The following is an 18,468-nucleotide window of genomic DNA, read 5'->3' as shown; positions in this document are numbered from 1 at the left end:
CACCCCGCCCTGGCGCTGTTTCATGAACCGCGATAGCGGTTATGAGGAGCCTGACGGTATGGCTTCCTTATGCGCCAGTGCCCGGGTCCGAGCACCTCACAGGGACCTTCAGCCCGCGCTTGATCGTCTTGAGCGCGATCAGGCTCTTGTATTTGCGCACCACCGGCTGCTCGGTCATCAGGCGCTCGATGAAGGCATTGTAGGCGTCCAGGTCCCGGGTGCAGACCAGGAGCGCGTAGTCGGCGTCGCCCGTGACATACCAGCAGGACTGCACCTCCGGCGCATCGAGAACCCAGCGCTGGAAGCCCTCCAGGGCACTGCGGCGCTCGTTGTCGATCTCCACCTCGACCAGCACCGTCACGGTGTGGCCTACGGATCGGGGCTCCGCCAGGGCGACGACCCTCTCGATGATGCCGTCGCGCTTCAGGCGCGCCAACCGCCGCTGCACGGCGGAGGCCGACAGCCCCACCGCGCCAGCCATCGCTTCGCTCGACTGATCGGCATCATCCTGGACAAGGTCAAGGATTCGGAGATCAAGCTCATCAAGATCGGGCATGCGAGAATCCTGCAAGGAAGCGTCAGCTTACGCGGCTTTGCAGCGCACTTAGCGCAAATATTGGGAACACGCATCGCGCGATCCTGCTAAGCTTTTTATTATGAACATCACTTCCCTGTCCCCTGCTCGGATCGCCGAGGCCCGCCACCAGATCCCGCCTGTCTTCCGCGGCTCCGCCCTGCGAACGTCGCCGGATCTCGACCGGCATCTGGGATTGTCCCTGTGGCTGAAGGACGAGACCGACAACCCGATCCGCTCCTTCAAGGGCCGTGGCACGAGCCTGTTCGTCGCCCGTGACCTGAGCGAAGGCAGCACGCTGGTCGCGGCCTCGGCCGGCAATTTCGGTCAGGGGCTCGCCTATGCGGCCGTCCGGGCCGGACACCGGGTCATCGTCTTTGCCGCCGAGACGGCAAGCCCCCTCAAGATCGAGGCTATGCGCCGGCTCGGGGCCGAGGTGATCCTTCACGGGCCCGATCTGGATGCAGCGAAGGCTGAGGCACGGGCATTTGCGGCCGATAAGGACTTCCGCTTCGTCGAAGACGGGGCGGAGCCAGCCATTGCCGAGGGAGCCGGCACGATCGCGCTCGAGATCACGGAAGCCCTGCCGCCGCTCGATGCCATCTTCGTCCCTCTCGGCAACGGTGCGCTCGCAACAGGCATGGGATCGTGGCTCAGGCATCGGTCGCCCCAGACCCGGATCGTCGCGGTCGCGGCCATGGGAGCGCCGTGCATGGCGCATTCCTTCGCGGCGAGCCAGCCGCTGGAAACACTCTCCGTCAACACAATCGCCGACGGCATTGCCGTCCGGGTGCCGGTACCCTTTGCGGTCACCTCCATGAGGGACACGGTCGACGAGGTGGTGCTGGTCAGCGACGAACTGATCCTCGAAGCCATGCGGCTCGTCCGGCGGCATCTCGGCCGGGTGGTCGAGCCGGCAGGCGTCGCAGGTCTCGCCGGGCTGATCCAGAAACAGCAGGACTATGCGGGCTCCCGCGTGGCCAGCGTCCTGTGCGGCGCAAACCTGACACCGCAGCAGATCGCCGCGTGGCTTCCGGACTAGCCCTTACTTCAGTTTTCGCCATCAGAGATCCACGCAATGGAAACCTTCCCGATGCCCCTGCCTGCCGGCGTGGTCAGCCATCCTGCCCTCGCGTTCACGACCAGCGCCCTAGCCGAGATCATGACCGCCTGCTTCGAAGGCTATGTCATTCCGCAGGCGATCAACGGGGAGATGTTCAACGCTCGCTTCCGGCGTGAGACCCTCGACCTTCGCGCCAGCCGCGTGTTCACGGACGGGGAGCACCCTGTCGCCCTCATCCTCGTGGCCCGCCGCGGCTGGACGGCCCGGATCGCCGCGATGGGCATCGTGCCCTCCCACCGGGCTCGCGGCCTGGGGCGGCTCGCACTGGGCAAGGTCATCGAAGACCTGCGCAAGCTCGGCGACCGTCACCTGCTGCTGGAGGTCATCGACACCAACGAGCCTGCCGTGCGCCTCTATCGCAGCCTCGGATTTGAGAGCCGCCGCCGGCTGATCGGATATCGCCGCGCTGCGACGGCCGGGATACCCGCCGCCGTGGCTGACCTCGTGGAGGTCGACCCGCTGTCGATCGCCCGCAAGCTCGCCGAAGAAGGCCCGGCCGATCTCCCGTGGTTTCTGGCTCCCGAGACCTTGGCGGCGATTGCGGCACCCGCGCGCGGGCTGTCCCTGGAAGGGACCGCCTTTGCCATCGTGGAGCCTGCACCGCAGCCCGGAAGCCTCGCCCTGCGGACCCTCTTCGTAAACCGCGATGCGCGGGGACGCGGATTAGGGCAAGCCATGATCTCTACCGTGGCGGCCGCCCATCCGCAGCAGGATCTCCTGGTCACCGCCAACGTCCCGGAGGACCTCGCTCCTGGCTTCATGACCCGAATGGGATTCGAGCGGACGCCGATCGGCCAGTTCGAGATGGTTCGCAATCTCGCGGCCTGAGGCGCAGTCCGCTACGGCATCGAGGGGATGCTGGATAAGTCTGAACCCGCCCCAATCCAATCCCGTCGACGCCTTCAGGCAACCCCCTCCAGCCCGCCCTTTGCTACTTCCACGTCCCGCGAGGATGGCAGGCCGAATATCCGCCTACACTCGCACGTGAACTGTTGCACGCTCTCATACCCGGCCAAACAGACGGCGAGGCTCGCACTCGCACCTGCAGTCATCACCAGGCGCCGGGCCTCGGTCAGGCGCACTTGCTACTGAAATTGCAGAGACGTCAGAGACGTCACAGCGCGGAAATGTTCGTAAAAGGATGATGGGCTCAGGCCCGCAGTTGCGGCAAGGGTTTCGACCGGAAGCAGCCTGGCGTAACGACACTGCCCCTCGCCATCGTCCGCGGGGGAAGCGATGCCAGATGAAACTTGCCATGTGCTTTAACTTCGATGCTAACTATTGTCTAATTTGCGAGGGGGAGCCCCGCCTTGACTCGCCCTGAGACGGAACCCAGTGTTCACATCCCCATCGAAGACGGATTGGGTGTCGGCTTTCCTGGTATGAAGCGATATAATGTGATAACTTCATTATTCCTAGTGCCCGTCGGTTCTTGAAAATGCATGGCCTTGGCAACCATTGCGTCGTTGTTGATGGTCGTGACGAGCTGCTTCAGCCCGCGCACGAGGAGATCTATTGGGTCTGCAATCGTCATATCGGCACCAGCAGAGACCAGCGGCCGCTGATCGAACCGGCCGCGACAACAGGCGCCCCTGCGCGAATGCGAATCGACAATATCGACGGAGCTGAAGCCCAGGCAGGACTGAATGCACTCCCGCGCATCAAGTGGCTCCTGCTGCGTGTACGCGTTTGCATCCGTCTCATCCTGGAAACTCTCGGCGGGATGATAAAGGCGGCGTGCGCGAGCGATCATGGCGTCTCCCCGCGGCCGTCGCATTCTCGGGCGAGCGTCCGATCGACTTGAAAGTAGCATGATGACCGCCAACCCCATTGTCCTTGTTGACCAGATTTCCAAGACGTTTCGAGCAGCTCACGGGCGCAGTGAGCATCGCGCTCTCGACAATGTGTCACTGTCCATCGAGCCGGGTCAGGTGCTCGTCATTATCGGTCCGTCCGGTTCCGGCAAAAGCACATTGTTGCGCACCCTGAACGCTTTGGAGAGCTTTGATACCGGCCGCATCATGATCGATGGCGTCTCTCTGAGCGACAAGAATACGGATCTCAACCGCCTGCGGGCCGAGATCGGAATGGTGTTCCAGCACTTCAACCTTTTCCAGCACAAGACGGCGTTGGATAATGTCGTACTTCCCCAGATGGTCGTGCGCAGGCGCTCGCGCGAGGAGGCGGTCTCACGCGCACGGGACCTGCTAGAAAAGGTCGGCATTGCGGACCGTGCCAGCCACTATCCGAGCCAACTCTCTGGCGGGCAGCAGCAGCGCGTCGCAATCGCTCGCGCGCTTGCCATGAATCCAAAGATCATGCTGTTCGACGAGGCAACCTCCGCTCTTGATCCGGAAATGGTTGGCGGCATTCTGGATCTCATGCGCAATTTGGCGGCGGAAGGTATGACGATGGCAGTCGTGACCCACGAGATGGGCTTCGCCCGCGAGGTCGCGGATCGCATCGTCTTCATGGACGAGGGACGGATTGTCGAAGAAGGAGAGCCCGGCCCCTTCTTCGCGTCACCATCCCACGAAAGGACCCGGGCGTTTCTAGACCAGATCCTCTGAGCCGCGGGCTCCTGAGGAACATGCCAAAAGACTGACAGAGGGAGAGACCACATGATGAAACTACGGAACTTGATCATGGCGGCCGTGACGGCTTGCCTGGGCTTCGCCAGTGCCGCTCAAGCGGACGAAATGGACGATATCCTGAAGCGCGGTGAGCTCCGTGTCGCCGTTCAGACGCAGGGTGCGCCAGTCAGCTTCGTCGACAAGAAGGGGGAGCGCACCGGCCTCGCGGTCGAGCTCGCCAAAATGATGGCGGCGGATCTCGGCGTGAAAGTCACGTTCCAGGACTACGATTGGAAGGGCCTGATCCCGGCGCTCCTGTCCGGCAAGGTCGACATGATCGCTGCCGACATGACCCCGACGCCCCAGCGCGCCGCGCAGCTCCTGTTCTCCCGCCCAATGTTCTATCAGGAAACCGTCGCGGTTGTCGCCAAGGATGCGCCCTACAAGACCTGGCAAGAGATCAACAAGGATGGCCTCAACATCGGCGCCACCCAGGCCAGCTCCTATGGCGATGCGGTGAAGAAATTCATGCCCAAGGCGAACCTCAAGGAATTCGCCGGCGGCACGGCGGCCGTGGCCCAGGCTCTCTCCAGCGGCCGTCTCGACGGCGCGGTATCGGACCTCGGCAACGTCACCAACTTCGTGCGCGAATTCGGCAACCTGAAGATCCTCGAGGGCGTCATCACCCGCGAGCCCCTCGCTTTCGCCACTCAAGCCAATGCGTTCCACCTGAAGCTCTGGCTCGACAATTATGTGGAGCTGATTACGGCGGACCGCCGTCTTGAGAACCTGGTGAACTACTGGTGGAACACCAGCGACTGGGAAAAAGACCACAAGTAAGCGGTCTATCCACCGGCAGCCGGCCAGACGGCCGGCTGCGCCCCTCGCACAAGAATTCCCTCGACAGTGATGACCTGGCTCCTCGACTATTATAATTACCGAATCGTGGCGCAGTATCTCGGTCGCTTCGCCGAGGGACTGGGCAACACGTTAACGGCTGCCGGAGCGAGCCTCGTCCTGTCGCTTCTGCTCGGCACGTTCGTCGCCCTCGCGCTCCTGTCGAACCGCATGGGTCTCCGCAAGCCGATCGAAGGCTATGTGGCCTTCATCCGGGCGACGCCGCTCCTCGTCCAGATTTATCTTGTCTACTACGGCCTCCCTGCCCTTCTGCCTTTCGCGAAGAGCTGGAACGACATGTATTTCGGCATTGCCGCCCTGACCCTGAACAGCGCCCCTTATATGGGCGAGATCATCCGCGCCGGGATCGAATCCGTTCCCCGGGGCCAGATCGAGGGCGCCAAGGCGGTCGGGATGAATTACGGCCAACGCATGCGCTACATCGTTCTGCCGCAGGCTTTCGCCAACACGCTTCCCCCACTGATCGGCCAGACGGCGGTTCTCATCAAGGACACGTCCCTGTTGTCCATCATTACGGTTTTTGAGTTCACGAGCGCCGGCATTCTTCTGAACAGCGAACGGGTACGGCCTAACGAGAGCTTCCTGACGATTGCTCTTGGCTACCTGCTCATATACCTCGTGGTTCTCCTTCTCTCCCGCGGCGCGAAGCAGTGGCTGGCTGGCCCAGCCTGGAATGCGCAGGGCTGATGCGATGCTCGAACGCTACTGGTCCATCACGTCGTCCCTACTGCCGTTCCTCTGGAAAGGGTTTCTGGAGACGCTCTACGTTTCCCTCGTGGCCATTGTGGCCGGCTCGTTGATCGGCGCGGTGATTGGCCTCGTACGCAGCCAGCGTGTGCCTTTCCTCACGGGGCTTTTCGGCCTGTACATCCATGCGCTGCGCGGAACCCCGTTCCTCGTGCAGCTCTATGTCTTCTACTTCGTGCTCCCGAACACGGGGGTCTCCTGGCTCAGCTGGGACTCGCGCACGGCTGCCTTCGTTGCGCTCTCGGTCTACACCTCTAGCTATGTGGCCGAGATCGTGAAGGCCGCCATCGAGGCCGTACCGCGCGGCCAATCGGAGGCGGCGACCGCGCTTGGCATGACCCGCCTGCAGCGCCTCTGGCACGTCGTCATCCCGCAGGCGCTGAAGCTGACTGTGCCGCCGATGAGCGGCGTCTACGTGATGATCATCAAGAGCACCGCGATTCTCTCGGTGGTTGGCATCTCGGAACTAACCCGCCAGGGCGAGGTGTCGATCCTGCGCTTCCCGCGGGACGTTCTGTTCATCTACGGGCTCATCGCGTTCATCTACTTCCTGTATTGCTATCCTGTCCTACGCTTCGCGCGCTGGGCCGAGCGCCGCGTGGGAGCGGCCCGACCCGTCGATCTGGATTAACCGGATGCTGGATGCTTTTCCGCGCGTGTCACTCTTGTCAGGGCAGACGCCTCTGGAGCCGATGGTGCGGGCTGGGGCCCATGCCGGGCATTCGCAGCTCTGGGTCAAGCGCGACGACTGCATGCCCCTCGCCTTCGGCGGCAATAAGTTGCGCAATCTCGAGTTCTGGCTGGGCCAAGCGCTGGAGCGGAACAGCGATCTTCTGGTCATCGCAGGCGCAGCTGCATCGAACCAGGTCAGGTTGACGGCAGCGGCTGCAGCCAGAATAGGACTGGAATGCTTGGTGCTTTATGCGGGGTCCGACTCCTCGCCCATGCATAGCAATCGCCTGCTGACGGAAATGATGGGCGCGCGTATCTGTTACCTGGGCCAAGTCGACGAGGCGGAGCGCTCACGCTTGGCGAGCGATGCCGTCGCAAAGCTCGCCGCTGCCGGGCGTCGCCCCTATCTGGTAGGCGATCCGGTGATCGGCGCACTCGGTTACGTCAACGCTGCCCGGGAACTCTACGAGCAGGCCGTCGCGGCCGGCGTCGATCTGCGCCACATCGTTCTGCCCGGCTCCATGGGCGTCACGGAAGCCGGGATGATCCTGGGTGCGGCCATGCTCGACCTGCCGTGGACCTTTCATCTCGTCAGCGTCGAGTATGTCGCCGAGGAACTTAAAGCGCTGATTGGGGCCATCCTCATGGATCTGTGCCGGCTGATCGATTTCAGACCCGCATACGACATGCTGGAGCGTGTCCAGATTCACATGGATCAATTGGGTGCCGGATATGGCATCCCGACCGATGCGTCCATCGAGGCCTGTCGTCTGTTTGCGCGCCTCGAGGCGCTCATGCTCGAACAAACCTATGTGGCGAAGACCTTCGCAGGGCTGCTGAGCTGCCTCGGGCGAGGGGATATTCCCAGCCATGAGGCCGCATGCATCGTCCATACGGGTGGTACGCCAGCCATGTTCAGCTTGGGAATAGCACCCTCCTGCGCCGCAGATACCTAGAAATCCAGCATTGTCGTCGATGACTCGAGGGTAGATCGAAGGCGGCTATGCTAAGGGATTCGCCGCAATCCTTTTGCTTTTATGTTGCGATGACCATTCGCCAAGTCCCGCGAGCGGAGGGGACGTGTTCAAGAGCAGGCATTTGATCGATTCTGCTCTGCATTCGGTAGTGGTTGGCTAAAGGCGGCCAACGCTCGGCGAACAGTTTCACCTGCGCGCTGCCCGACCGCGCAATTGCTCTCCTCTCGTCCACTCCTGAATTTGCGACAAAACCCTGTGCATGATCGAGCGCGCACACGGCGGGAGCGGCCAACGCGGCGTTCTCCGTCCGCCTTTGCGAATCCAAAATGCTCTGATTTAATTGGGCCGACGCTCTTCGCGTCCAGGAAGATATTGAGATGCCTCGGCCCCTTCTCGCCAATCCTCCACCCTGGCCAGGCGGAGCCCGCTGCGCGGTGTGCTTCTCCTTCGATCTCGACGCGGAAAGCCTCCTCCACATCTATCACCAACAGAGCGCACCCTCGCGGTTGGCGCTGTCCTCGGCTCTCCGCTACGGCCCCTTCGTGGCGATACCGCGCCTCATCAAGATATGGGAGGCCTATAAGCTGCGGCAGACCGTCTTCATTCCGGGCTGGACCATGGAGGCCTATCCGCATGCTGTAACTGCCCTCGTCGAGGCTGGGCACGAGATTGGTCACCATGGCTGGCTGCACGAGCGGCCGAATACCATTACCCGCGACGGGGAAGCCCGCGTGCTCGACCGCGCGATCAAGGCCTTCGAGCATCTCGTCGGGAATGCTCCGGTCGGATACCGTGCGCCGGGATATGCTCTGTCCGAACATACCGTCGAACTCCTCGTCGAGCGAGGCTTCACGTACGACGCCTCGCTTGTTGGCGACGACGTGCCCTATCTTCTTCAAACGCAGCGTGGATCCCTCATCGAGATTCCGTCCGACTTCTCCCTCGACGATTGGAATCAGTACGCGAGCCTAGAGGAATTTTCCTGGCGCATGCCCATTCGAGCACCGGCGCGGGCGCTGGAGGTGTACCAGGCCGAGTTCGATGCGGCCTGGAACCATGGCGGTCTTTGGATTTCGATCTGGCACCCTTTTCTCTCGGGACGCCTGTCACGCGCAGAAGCCATGATCGCACTGATCGAGCATATGATCGCCAAGGGCAGCGTCTGGTTCGCACCCATGAGCGAGATCGCTGCTCACGTGCGTCAGCTCGTGGCGAACGGCGAATGGACACCCAGGACCGAGGATGTTCCATTCTGGACCGAACCTGTGCCTCACCTTGCCCCGCTCCGCGACCGCTGAAACTCAGGAACGCTGTCGGCGAAGCGGCGGTCGTAGTCGAGCACTGCCTGCAGCAGCACCTGTGCGCCGGCGCGGCAATCGTCGAAGGAGGCATCTTCCTCCTCATTGTGACTAAGGCCGCCGGCACACGGAATGAAGATCATCGCGGTCGGGGCGATGCGGGCGATATAGGCTGCATCGTGCCCCGCTCCAGAAACCATCTCGCGCCATGGGAAACCGGCATCCTCCGACGCCTTGCGGATGGATGCGAGGCATCCTTCGTCGAACGGAACCGGAGGCGAGTCCCAGATCCGGGTCAGCGTCGCCGTTATAGCGTTCTCCGCCTCCAAAGTCTTCAGGACCTTCTCGAAGCCGAGCTCGAGCTCATCGAGCACCGCCGCATCCGGATGGCGAAGATCGATCGAGAGGTTGACGCGGCCAGGAACGACGTTCCGCGAATTCGGGTGCACGGCAACCATCCCCACGGTCGCGACTGCGTCAGCGACGTCGCGTGCGAGACGCTCGACGTCAATGACGAGACGAGCGGCCACCGAAAGGGCGTCCTTGCGCGAGCGCATGGGGGTCGAGCCAGCGTGAGACTCTCGGCCGACAATCTCTACGTCATACCAGCGCATCCCCTGCACGCCCTTGACCACGCCGATGGTCCGGCCCTCCTCCTCCAGGATCGGCCCCTGTTCGATATGCAGCTCGAACATGGCGCCGAGAGCGATGCTTCCCACCCGCTCGTCGCCGCGGAAGCCGATGCCGTCGAGGGCCTCGCCAAAGAGAACGCCGGCCGGATCCTGGCGCGCGTCAGCATAGGCCCTATCGAACACGCCCGCATGAACGCCGGAACCGAGCATCGCCGGAGCGAACCGGGATCCTTCCTCATTCGTCCAGTTGACGAGAGCCAGCGGCGCATTGGTCTCATACCCGGCTTCGTGAAGCGTGCGCAGGCACTCAAGCCCTGCGAGCACGCCGAGCACACCGTCGAACTTGCCGCCGGTCGGCTGTGTATCGAGATGACTGCCAATCGCGATGGGCGCTAGATCGGCCCGGCGGCCCGGGCGGAGAGCAAACATGTTGCCGACTTCGTCGATGCGCACCGTGCAGCCGATCCGTTCGCACTGGCTCCGGAACCACTCGCGTACCGCCCGGTCTTCGTCAGTCAGGGTCAGACGCCGGATGCCACCTTTCGTCGTACCTCCGATCCGGGCTGTTTCCATGAGGTCGGACCACAACCGCTCGGCGTCTATCATAAGGTTTGGCGTCCGCATGGCACTCTCCTAGCAAGGAACTTCGATGAGGAAGGGGCCGCGCCGGGCGAAGGAGCCGCGCAGAAGATCGATCAGGCGCTCGACCGTATCGGCCCGGGCGGCCTCGACGCCCATACCCTCGGCCATCTTGACCCAGTCGAGGTCCGGCCGGGACAGGTCCAGCATGTCGAGAGCAACTTGGCCTGGCTGCGATGCTCCCACGTTCCGCAGCTCGATATCGAGGCTGGCATAGGCTCGGTTCGCGAAGATGATCGTCGTAACATCGAGCTTCTCGCGTGCCTGTGTCCACAAGGCCTGAAGGGTGTACATCCCACTCCCGTCCGCCTGGAGCGCCACGACCCGTCGGTCAGGACAGGCGACGGCGGCGCCGGTCGCGAGGGGAAGACCGATACCGATAGAGCCGCCGGTGAGCTGCAGCCAATCATGGGCCGGCGCGCCCTGCGTGAACGGATAAATCGCTCCGCCCGAGTTGATGCTCTCGTCGACGAGAATGGCGTTTTCGGGAACGAGCGCGGCGACTGCCGCCGCAATGGCATCGAGGGTCAGGCTGCCTCGGGGGAGCTCGGGCCGTGAGCCTGCCTGCAGCTGAGGAGCTTGGCTGCGCGCTCCGAGCTCGTCGCAAAGACGCTCGAGAGTGTCGAGGAGATCGTTTCCAGGCTCGGCGAGGACCTGAACCTCGCAGGAGGGCGGCAGCACGAGGCTGGGCTTCCCCGGATAGGCAAAGAAGGCAACCGGGTTCTGAGTGCCTATGATGACGGCGCGCTTATAGGGGGCAAGCTGCTCCAGAGCCTGCCCTATGGGGTAGAAGATCCGGTCGATGGCGACGCGGCCCGCGCCGCGCTCGATCCGCGCATTGGACGTAGGCGCCATCAGCTTGGCACCGGTCTCCTGCGCAATGCGGCTTGCCAGCTCCAGTGGTTTCGCGCGCAGCGCCCTGCCGCCGACGAGGAGAAGAGTCGGCTCGCCCGATCGCAGATGTGCCGCTGCCTGTCGAATGGCCTCGTCGCTCACCTTCGCGGATTGCTTGGGTGCAACAGCCGAAGCGGGGCCGTCGGATTCGTTCCATGCCGTGTCGGCTGGCAGGATCAGCGTTGCGACACAGCCGGGAGGCGAAAGAGCGGCGGCCACGGCTTCCGCGCCGTCGCGGGCAACGCTCTTGGCATCCATAGAGGTATGCACCCAGGCCGACATCGGGCGGGCGACCCCTTCCACGTCGGCCGTGAGCGGTGCGTCGTAGCGACGATGAGTGGTGGCATGATCGCCGACAATGTTGACGATCGGCGTCCCCGCCTTGCGGGCATTATGAAGATTGGCGAGCGCATTGCCGAGCCCAGGCCCCAGGTGGAGCAGCGTTGCGGCCGGCTTGTCGGCCATGCGCGCATAACCATCCGCTGCCCCCGACACGACCCCCTCAAAAAGGCCGAGGACGCAGCGCATCCCCGACACCCGGTCGAGGGCGGCGACGAAGTGCATCTCGGATGTGCCGGGATTGGCGAAGCATGTATCGATGCCGCTCGCGATCAGCGTGCGCACCAGGCTTTCGGCGCCGTTCATGAAGGAACCTCGTAGGAAGACAGGGCCCGTGGTCAGGACATGGGAGCCGCGCGGCAAGACCGCGCGGCTCAGTGCCTCTTAAAGAGGATCACGGATCAGCGGCGCAGTCGAGCAGTGGATGCCACCGCCGCCAAGACCAACCTTGTCGTAAGGAACGACCCGCACGGAAATCCCGGCCTTGTCGAACTTCTCAGCGGTACGATCCGACAATCCGCCCGCCATGAGGACCCGGCCAGGTCGCACCGCAAGGCAGTTGATGACCCACGGCCCGTCGTCCGGGCAGACTTCGATCTGCCGGATGCCAAGCTCCTTCAACCGCTCCAGGAACCAGAATGGAAGCAGCGTCGGATTGACGAAGGCGGTGTCTGCGTCGACCATGACGATCATGCCGTCGATGTGAAGACGGTAGCCGGTCAGTTCGACTCGCAGAAGCTCGACTCCCTGCGTACGCAGCACTTCCTCGAGCTGGCGGGCACCCTCTTCGTTAACCCGGCTCGACAATCCCAGGACGGCGACTTTGGGCGTGAGGAACGCGAAACTGCCGCCTTCGAGCAGGCCGGTCCCGGTGATGGTGCGCAGGATCGGCATGCCGATCTTGGCGAGCGAGCGCGTCACAGGCGCTTCCTCTCCCCGGCGAACCGGGGGGCCGAGCCGGGTGACGATCGCTCCCCCGTCAACGGCGATCACGCTGTCACGGGTATAGACCGTCTTCATCTTGCCGGGGGCACATTCATCGACGAAGACGACCTCCGCCCCCTCCTCCCGCAGCGCCGCCACAAGGCCGTCGTGCTGCTCCTGTTGCGCTGCAAGATCCGGAACCGTGTCGCCGCGCCAGTACCAGCCCTTTTCCGGGTCGCCAAAAGCGCCGATGTCGGGCAGACGCATGGACGGATCGACGATCTTCAGCTCAGGTCCCGGCCGGTGCATGAGCACTTTCCGGATCTGACCGACGTCGTTGTTGCAGCCCCAGCGCTGGCCCCAGACTTCGACCTGCTCGCTCTCGTCGTGGAACGGTGGCTCGGGCCGGGACGCGAAAGTCTTGATGAGCATATTGTAGCGATATTCGCCTTCAGAGATGATGGACATCATTTTCTCCTGGAAACACTAGGGTTCATTCGGCGGCAGTGGGAATGGTCCACTCGGTGCCGCGGGGTGTCGCGACATATTCCGGCCAGCGGTAGTTCACGGGCGGCTCGAAATCGGCGGGCAGCAGCGGTGCGACCCATCGCTCGCCACCGATGCCGCCGCCCGTCCGCTCTCGGAATTCGGCTTGTGCCTTGGCGAGAGACGTTCCGTCGGTGAGGAGATCGACGATGGTTGCGGCGATCACCTTGCCCGCAGTCGTCCACATGGGGTCGATGCAGGCGGGCATGCCGCCCATCGCATAGCGGGTCCATTCCGGATAACGGTATCCGGGCGGCGCCTTGAGGGTTGGACGTCCGACATAGAGACGAACTGTCGGAGCGTGCCAGGTGTAGTCCACGTAATCGTCGGCAGCGAGGTTCTTCTGCCAGGAGGGCAGCTGCTCGCGGAACGCCTTCTCGCCCTCCCATGGCGGCGTCAACTTCTGGATCTCGGGCATGAACGGGTCGTCCATCGGCTCGACCCCGAGGCTTTTCTGGATCTCGCGACCGAAGGCACGAGCCTCCTCGCTCCACTGCGGTGCCCCGATGGCCTCGAAATTCCGCCAAGCCGTCTCTGCCATGGCGTGGTTGGGCAGGCCTGCGCGGGTCCGCGTGATCCATGCCGACTTGACCGTACAATGGGCCATGGCGGCGCAATGCTCCGCGTTGCGATCGAGCACTTCGAAGACGCGCTCGCACATATCGAGAGTTGGCGCTCGCAGCGAGTACTGGATCTGCGCGAGTCCAGGCGCGAGATTGTCCGCCGCCGCGTGGCCGGCATGGAGGATGAACTCGTTGAGGCTCCAACTCCCATGATGGGGGAGCATAGCTTCCTTCGTGTACTTCGAAGAGGTGTACATGAGGCACACCGCGTCGATGGCCCCGGGCGCACGCGCAGTCGAATGGCTATGGGTAACGCCTGCGAATGCGCCCGAGCGCTGCCAAGTCTCCGGATGAGGGCATTCAAAGGTGTAGATGCGGCTCCAATAGGGGGCGCTGTGCGTGTCCCAGAAGCAGCTGTTCGCGAGTGCCGGGAAGGAGTGAGGGTGAAAACTGATCGCCGCGTCGAGGTCGTCGTAGTAACCCTTGGCGGCGTGCACGGGTTTCGAGCCGCACATCTTCTCGGCCGGCTCGCCCATGAATTTGAGACGGCCCTTGATCCCGTGCTTCTCCATCGCGTGCTTGGCTGCGAGGAAGCCCGTAAAGGATCCGATGCCGAGGGCCGAGTGCGGGTCGGTGTGACCGGCGGCATGCCTGCTGACGCCTTCCCGGGGCTTGCGATAGGGCACGGCTTCCTGCGAGGTTCCGGGCACGGCGTCGTATTCCGCATATCCGCCGATCGTGGGGCCCGATCCGTTCGACCACTCGGCACAGAAGGCCGTGGGCATATCCCCTGACCCTTCCTCGACCGTGAAGCCTTCGCGACGCAGCCGCTCCACGTACCAGGCGGCGGAGCGATATTCCCGCCATGAAGGCTCGTGCAGATCCCAGATCGTCTTGTGATCTCGGGATAGGTTTTCCGTGTTGCCCTCAATCCAGGCCAGGGCGGCCGCCTTTTCAGGGCCGAATGAATGTGACGACATTTTCTTGTCCTTCCAATGCTAGGCTTTGCGGCTGGCGCGAATGGCGATGTCGGCGACAAGGAGCCCGACCGTGATGAGGACGAGCACGGCTGCGACCGAGGCCATGGTCGGATCGAGTGCTTCGTTGATGCCGTCCCACATCCGGCGCGGGAGGGTGAACACGCCTCGTCCGGCGATGAAGAGCGCGAGGACGAGCTCGTCCCAGCTGTGGATGAAGGCGAAGATCAGGCCCGAAGCGACACCCGGCATGATGCTCGGAATGATGACAAGCCGGAGGGTCTGGAACATTGACGCGCCGAGATTGAGCGACGCCTGTTCGAGCCGCGGATCGAAGCCCGCCAGGGCGGTCGAAACGGTGATCACCACGTAGGGAATGCCCGTCACCGCATGGGCGATGATCAGCCCGGTGTAGGAGTCGAGCAACCTGAGATCGATCCAGAACTGATAAATCCCGAGCGCATAGACGATTGTCGGCACCATGATCGGGGCGAGCATGAGCAACCGGATGAAGTTGCTGGCGCGATTCCCGAGCCTCCAGCAGCCGATGGCGCACAGCGTACCCGTGACGCCCGCGATGGCCGTCGATGCGCAAGCAATCACAAAGCTCTGGGCGATACTGCTGAGCCATGGCCCGCTGGTGAATAGATTGCGGTAGTACTGGAAGGAGATGCCGTGCTCCGGCAACGAGAGGTAATGCCGGTCGGTCACCGATACCGCGAACACGATGGTGATCGGAAGGACGAGGAAGCAAATGATCGCCCACGCGAGGGATCGCGTCATGATGGAGATGTTGCCGAAGCCGTTCGCGGTCATGATCAGCCGGCCCCGAAAAGTTTGCGAAGGTCGACGACGCGGCTAAGGCCGGCCAGGAGAGAAGCGATCACGATGAGCAGGGTTGCGGCGAGCATGGTGCCGACACCCCAGCGCACCACTTCGAGGATCTGCACTTTGATGTACTCGGCGATCATGAGCGTCTTCCCGCCGCCCAGAAGCGCTGGGGTGACGAAGAAGCCTAGGGAGAAGATGAAGACCAGGATGCTCGCACCGACGACGCCCGGAAGGGAGAGAGGCAGGAACACCTTTCGGAATGCTTCAAACGGGGTCGCACCTAGGCCGCGGGCGGCCGCAATGCATCGCTGATCGATGTCGCGCATATTCGCATAAATCGGAAGAATGCCGAGCGGCAGCATGTAATGCACCATGCCGATCATCACGCCGGTTTCGTTCCAGATCAGGTTCAGGGGCGTATCCACGAGCCCGGTGGAAAGGAGCGCCGTGTTGATGAGACCTTCGCGGCGCAGGAGCACGAACCAGGCGAAGGCCCGTACAAGGACCGAGATCCACAAAGGAATCAGGACGCCGAGGAACATCCAGCGTTGCGTCGATGGAGAAGCGTGCACCAGAGCGTACGAAACGATATAGGCGAGGATCAGCGTGATTACTGTCGTAAGAACACCGATCCTCGCCGTAGTCATCAGCATCCTTTGGATCGAGGCGCTGGTTGCGAGAAGTGCGTAATTGTCTAACCCCGGGCTCGGTTCGGTCACGCTCATCCAAAGGACCCGACCGACCGGATAGAGATAGAACACAACCATCATGGCGAGCGCCGGTGCAATCAGCAGCCAGTAGCGCGTCGTTGGCGTGAAGAACGGCCGGGTGATGGCACGCGGGGCATTCGCTCTGGTGACGATTGTCATCGGGCTGTCCGGTTCGGTGGCGCGGGATGGCATGGTGCCGCGTTCGCCGGGAACCGGCGTCGGGCACGACGTCGTTTAATGAATGGGGCACCGGCATGGCCGGCGCCCCTTAGCCGGATTAAGACGAGATCAGGTCGAGGAAATTCTGGAAGGTCTTCGAGTGATTTTCCCGGTACCAGGCCGCGTCGATCTTCGCCTGGACCTTCGCGTTCTCCGGATCGGCCGGGTTCTGCGTGCGTTGGTCCGGCGGAACGAGAGCCTGCGCTGCCGGGTTCGCCGGGCCGTTGCCCATGGCTGCCAGAAGCTTCACCTGGCCCTCCGGCTGCTGCATGGACGCGATAGCACGGAAGGCTTCCTTGCCTGCGGGATTTCCGCGCGGAACGACCCAGAGGCCGGGCTGGAGCAGGCCGTCCTTGAAGGTATAATCCACCCGACCCTGCGTCTCGCGGCGCAGAATGTTGCCGCGGGTGTGCCACAGAAGGCCCATGACGCACTCGCCGTCCCGCATCAGGCTCTGGCTCTCGGAGCCACTGCTCCAGAAGAGCAGATCTTTCTTGATGCTTTCGATCTTCGCGAAGGCGCGTTTCACGTCGAGGGGATAGAGCTTGTCGATGGGCACACCGTCCGCAAGGAGCGCAAGCTCAAGCATCCCCTGCGAATCTTTGCGCATCATCCGGCGACCCGGATATTTCTTCACGTCAAAGTAATCCGCAAGAGTCGGCTGGCCCTGAATCTTGCTCTTGTCCCAGGCGAGAACCGTGCTGAACATGTAGTTCACGACGCCGTCTTCGTAAGCGAACTCGGCCGGCACCTTGGACTTGTCTACGATGGTATAGTCGATCTTTTCGAGGGCGTTCTTCGGCCCGAGCTCGGCCAGGGTCGTTATTCCTGCGTCGCAGATATCCCAGGTCACGTGCCCGGACTGCACCATCGTCAGGATCTTGCCGTTGAGAGCGCCACTGCCGTCGAGGACCATGCGGCCGCCCTGCGCGGCGAAGGGCTTCACATAGGCTTCCTCGAATGCCTTGATGGCTTCGCCACCGAAATTAACGAGGACGACCTCCTTGCGGTCCTGCGCCAGGGCTGATCCGCTTCCGAGTACGGCGGGTGCGACGCCAAGCGCGAAGGCAGCGCGCAGCATGTCGCGGCGTGACAGCCCCTTCCCCTCCTCCTTTGCAATCTCCCGGCAATCCTCGGCAAAGGTTTGTAGCGTCATGATGATCCCTCTCTGTTTTTGAGTTGACGGCGGCGGTTCTCGTCTCAGGCTTCCATCACCTGCATTCCCGCACGCGGCTCCCAGCCGATCTTCAGCCTTTGGCCGAGTTCCGGTGCACCGCCCGACCGCCAAGCGGGCAGCATCACGGCAATAGGACCGACCTCGCCTGCATCGACGACCAGGCGGAATTCGGAACCGAAATAGTTCCACTCGGCGACGGTGCCAGAAATGACGTTGCCGGGTTCGTCGCCTGCGCCGACGACGGACATCTTTTCCGGCCGCACGGCAATTGCCACGTCTGCTCCCAGTTGCGGCTGCGGCCCGTTCGTCTTCTGCAGGAACTCGCCCTGCGGCGTCGTGAAGCGAAACTCGCCCTCACAAACGGCACTGACCCGGCCGCGGATGAAATTGCTTTTGCCGAGGAAGTCGGCGACGAAAGTCGTCCGCGGGCGTTCATAGAGATCCGTAGGCGTGCCGTGCTGGACCAGCTGGCCGTCGCGCATGATCGCGATCCGGTCCGACATGGAGAGCGCCTCGTCCTGGTCATGCGTCACGTAGATGAATGTCAGGCCGACCTTTCGATGCAGCCGCTTGAGCTCGTCCTGCAATTCCGCGCGCAGTTTCTTGTCGAGAGCGCTCAACGGCTCGTCGAGGAGCAGCAGATGCGGGGTGAACACCATGGCTCGGGCGAGCGCAACTCGCTGCTGCTGGCCGCCGGAGAGCTGGCGCGGAAGCCGATCCATCTTGGCCCGGAGTTGCACCAAGTCGAGGGCGGCTTCGACGCGGCGCTTGATCTCCTCCCGCGGAACCTTACGGACCTTGAGCGGAAAGGCCACGTTCTCGAACACACTCATGTGAGGGAAGAGTGCGTAGCCCTGGAAAACCATTCCAAAGTTGCGCGCCTCCGGCGGCAAATGGATAATGGGACGATTGTCGAGAAAGATGTTGCCGGAATTGGGCTGCACGAAGCCGGCAATCATCATCAAAAGTGTTGTCTTTCCCGAGCCGGAGGGGCCGAGGAGTGTAAGAAACTCCCCCTGCGCGATATCCAGTGACAGGTCATCGACCGCTTTGAACGAACCGAATTGCTTGCAAACTCGATCGATATGCAGATCGCGCCCGGTCTCTTCTGTTTTCATACTTACGCCCCGTCCCT

At 62.9% G+C, this 18,468-nt stretch carries 18 protein-coding genes; 8 read left to right on the top strand and 10 right to left on the bottom strand.

Going from position 1 to position 18,468, the window contains the following annotated elements; translation table 11 throughout:
* Window positions 1-67 precede the first annotated feature (67 nt).
* Window positions 68-556 carry an Lrp/AsnC family transcriptional regulator gene (locus tag C4E04_RS04260; protein ID WP_109595276.1) on the bottom strand — a complete coding sequence of 163 codons (489 nt, stop codon included), beginning with the start codon at window positions 554-556 and terminating at the stop codon, window positions 68-70.
* Between the two features lie 100 nt (window positions 557-656).
* Between C4E04_RS04260 and C4E04_RS04255 the strand changes: the two genes are divergently transcribed.
* Window positions 657-1,616 (top strand): threonine/serine dehydratase, encoded by a 960-nt coding sequence (locus C4E04_RS04255; RefSeq protein WP_371682034.1) that lies wholly within the window; start codon window positions 657-659, stop codon window positions 1,614-1,616.
* A gap of 51 nt (window positions 1,617-1,667) precedes the next feature.
* Window positions 1,668-2,525, top strand: coding sequence for a GNAT family N-acetyltransferase (locus C4E04_RS04250; RefSeq protein WP_162559272.1), 858 nt, complete (start codon window positions 1,668-1,670; stop codon window positions 2,523-2,525).
* A gap of 511 nt (window positions 2,526-3,036) precedes the next feature.
* Here the strand turns inward: C4E04_RS04250 and C4E04_RS20785 are convergent.
* Complete coding sequence (locus C4E04_RS20785) at window positions 3,037-3,450, bottom strand: hypothetical protein (protein ID WP_162559271.1); 414 nt, start codon at window positions 3,448-3,450, stop codon at window positions 3,037-3,039.
* Between the two features lie 58 nt (window positions 3,451-3,508).
* Here C4E04_RS20785 and C4E04_RS04235 point away from each other — a divergent pair, with 58 nt between their 5' ends.
* The 6 genes from C4E04_RS04235 (at window position 3,509) to C4E04_RS04210 (ending at window position 8,882) form a co-directional block, all read left to right on the top strand.
* Complete coding sequence (locus C4E04_RS04235; protein WP_109595271.1) at window positions 3,509-4,267, top strand: amino acid ABC transporter ATP-binding protein; 759 nt, start codon at window positions 3,509-3,511, stop codon at window positions 4,265-4,267.
* Window positions 4,268-4,318: 51 nt separating this feature from the next.
* Entirely contained in the window at window positions 4,319-5,110 is a 792-nt protein-coding gene (locus C4E04_RS04230; RefSeq protein WP_109595270.1) for an ABC transporter substrate-binding protein, read from the top strand.
* A gap of 69 nt (window positions 5,111-5,179) precedes the next feature.
* Window positions 5,180-5,875, top strand: coding sequence for an amino acid ABC transporter permease (locus C4E04_RS04225; RefSeq protein WP_109595268.1), 696 nt, complete (start codon window positions 5,180-5,182; stop codon window positions 5,873-5,875).
* Window positions 5,876-5,879: 4 nt separating this feature from the next.
* A complete protein-coding gene (locus C4E04_RS04220) occupies window positions 5,880-6,566 on the top strand; it encodes an amino acid ABC transporter permease (protein WP_109600760.1) in 687 nt (228 codons plus the stop codon).
* 4 nt (window positions 6,567-6,570) lie between these two features.
* The gene (locus C4E04_RS04215; protein WP_109595266.1) at window positions 6,571-7,563 is read left to right on the top strand and encodes a 1-aminocyclopropane-1-carboxylate deaminase/D-cysteine desulfhydrase; all 993 of its coding nucleotides are present in this window, start codon (window positions 6,571-6,573) and stop codon (window positions 7,561-7,563) included.
* A gap of 398 nt (window positions 7,564-7,961) precedes the next feature.
* Window positions 7,962-8,882, top strand: coding sequence for a polysaccharide deacetylase (locus C4E04_RS04210; RefSeq protein ID WP_109595264.1), 921 nt, complete (start codon window positions 7,962-7,964; stop codon window positions 8,880-8,882).
* On the opposite strand, the gene C4E04_RS04205 is transcribed toward C4E04_RS04210, so the two are convergent.
* From C4E04_RS04205 to C4E04_RS04170, 8 genes are all read right to left on the bottom strand, one after another.
* Window positions 8,855-10,138 (bottom strand): M20 family metallo-hydrolase, encoded by a 1,284-nt coding sequence (locus tag C4E04_RS04205; protein ID WP_109595262.1) that lies wholly within the window; start codon window positions 10,136-10,138, stop codon window positions 8,855-8,857. The two genes, C4E04_RS04210 and C4E04_RS04205, sit on opposite strands and share 28 nt — an antisense overlap.
* A 9-nt stretch (window positions 10,139-10,147) precedes the next feature.
* Window positions 10,148-11,692: an acetolactate synthase large subunit gene (locus C4E04_RS04200; RefSeq protein ID WP_109595259.1), complete on the bottom strand. Its 1,545-nt coding sequence runs from the start codon at window positions 11,690-11,692 to the stop codon at window positions 10,148-10,150.
* A 78-nt stretch (window positions 11,693-11,770) separates the two neighbouring features.
* On the bottom strand, window positions 11,771-12,781 hold the full coding sequence (locus C4E04_RS04195; RefSeq protein WP_109595257.1) for a dimethylarginine dimethylaminohydrolase family protein: 1,011 nt from the start codon (window positions 12,779-12,781) through the stop codon (window positions 11,771-11,773).
* 22 nt (window positions 12,782-12,803) lie between these two features.
* Window positions 12,804-14,399 (bottom strand): peptidase M20, encoded by a 1,596-nt coding sequence (locus tag C4E04_RS04190; protein ID WP_109595255.1) that lies wholly within the window; start codon window positions 14,397-14,399, stop codon window positions 12,804-12,806.
* Between the two features lie 18 nt (window positions 14,400-14,417).
* Entirely contained in the window at window positions 14,418-15,212 is a 795-nt protein-coding gene (locus C4E04_RS04185) for an ABC transporter permease (protein WP_174219249.1), read from the bottom strand.
* 2 nt (window positions 15,213-15,214) lie between these two features.
* Complete coding sequence (locus C4E04_RS04180) at window positions 15,215-16,096, bottom strand: ABC transporter permease (protein ID WP_109595253.1); 882 nt, start codon at window positions 16,094-16,096, stop codon at window positions 15,215-15,217.
* 118 nt (window positions 16,097-16,214) lie between these two features.
* Window positions 16,215-17,312 carry an ABC transporter substrate-binding protein gene (locus C4E04_RS04175; RefSeq protein ID WP_109595251.1) on the bottom strand — a complete coding sequence of 366 codons (1,098 nt, stop codon included), beginning with the start codon at window positions 17,310-17,312 and terminating at the stop codon, window positions 16,215-16,217.
* Between the two features lie 44 nt (window positions 17,313-17,356).
* Window positions 17,357-18,451, bottom strand: coding sequence for an ABC transporter ATP-binding protein (locus C4E04_RS04170; protein ID WP_109595249.1), 1,095 nt, complete (start codon window positions 18,449-18,451; stop codon window positions 17,357-17,359).
* Window positions 18,452-18,468: the final 17 nt, after the last annotated feature.

Origin of the sequence: Microvirga sp. 17 mud 1-3 (genome assembly GCF_003151255.1) — a bacterium.
Classification (GTDB): domain Bacteria; phylum Pseudomonadota; class Alphaproteobacteria; order Rhizobiales; family Beijerinckiaceae; genus Microvirga.
This window is presented reverse-complemented; position numbering and strand designations above follow the sequence as displayed.

Excerpts from the sequence above, each read along its gene's own strand:
- C4E04_RS04260 (WP_109595276.1), bottom strand. The coding sequence starts at position 556 with ATGCCCGATCTTGATGAGCTTGATCTCCGAATCCTTGACCTTGTCCAG.
- C4E04_RS04255 (WP_371682034.1), top strand. The coding sequence starts at position 657 with ATGAACATCACTTCCCTGTCCCCTGCTCGGATCGCCGAGGCCCGCCAC.
- C4E04_RS04250 (WP_162559272.1), top strand. The coding sequence starts at position 1,668 with ATGCCCCTGCCTGCCGGCGTGGTCAGCCATCCTGCCCTCGCGTTCACG.
- C4E04_RS20785 (WP_162559271.1), bottom strand. The coding sequence starts at position 3,450 with ATGATCGCTCGCGCACGCCGCCTTTATCATCCCGCCGAGAGTTTCCAG.
- C4E04_RS04235 (WP_109595271.1), top strand. The coding sequence starts at position 3,509 with ATGATGACCGCCAACCCCATTGTCCTTGTTGACCAGATTTCCAAGACG.
- C4E04_RS04230 (WP_109595270.1), top strand. The coding sequence starts at position 4,319 with ATGATGAAACTACGGAACTTGATCATGGCGGCCGTGACGGCTTGCCTG.
- C4E04_RS04225 (WP_109595268.1), top strand. The coding sequence starts at position 5,180 with ATGACCTGGCTCCTCGACTATTATAATTACCGAATCGTGGCGCAGTAT.
- C4E04_RS04220 (WP_109600760.1), top strand. The coding sequence starts at position 5,880 with ATGCTCGAACGCTACTGGTCCATCACGTCGTCCCTACTGCCGTTCCTC.
- C4E04_RS04215 (WP_109595266.1), top strand. The coding sequence starts at position 6,571 with ATGCTGGATGCTTTTCCGCGCGTGTCACTCTTGTCAGGGCAGACGCCT.
- C4E04_RS04210 (WP_109595264.1), top strand. The coding sequence starts at position 7,962 with ATGCCTCGGCCCCTTCTCGCCAATCCTCCACCCTGGCCAGGCGGAGCC.
- C4E04_RS04205 (WP_109595262.1), bottom strand. The coding sequence starts at position 10,138 with ATGCGGACGCCAAACCTTATGATAGACGCCGAGCGGTTGTGGTCCGAC.
- C4E04_RS04200 (WP_109595259.1), bottom strand. The coding sequence starts at position 11,692 with ATGAACGGCGCCGAAAGCCTGGTGCGCACGCTGATCGCGAGCGGCATC.
- C4E04_RS04195 (WP_109595257.1), bottom strand. The coding sequence starts at position 12,781 with ATGATGTCCATCATCTCTGAAGGCGAATATCGCTACAATATGCTCATC.
- C4E04_RS04190 (WP_109595255.1), bottom strand. The coding sequence starts at position 14,399 with ATGTCGTCACATTCATTCGGCCCTGAAAAGGCGGCCGCCCTGGCCTGG.
- C4E04_RS04185 (WP_174219249.1), bottom strand. The coding sequence starts at position 15,212 with ATGACCGCGAACGGCTTCGGCAACATCTCCATCATGACGCGATCCCTC.
- C4E04_RS04180 (WP_109595253.1), bottom strand. The coding sequence starts at position 16,096 with ATGACAATCGTCACCAGAGCGAATGCCCCGCGTGCCATCACCCGGCCG.
- C4E04_RS04175 (WP_109595251.1), bottom strand. The coding sequence starts at position 17,312 with ATGACGCTACAAACCTTTGCCGAGGATTGCCGGGAGATTGCAAAGGAG.
- C4E04_RS04170 (WP_109595249.1), bottom strand. The coding sequence starts at position 18,451 with ATGAAAACAGAAGAGACCGGGCGCGATCTGCATATCGATCGAGTTTGC.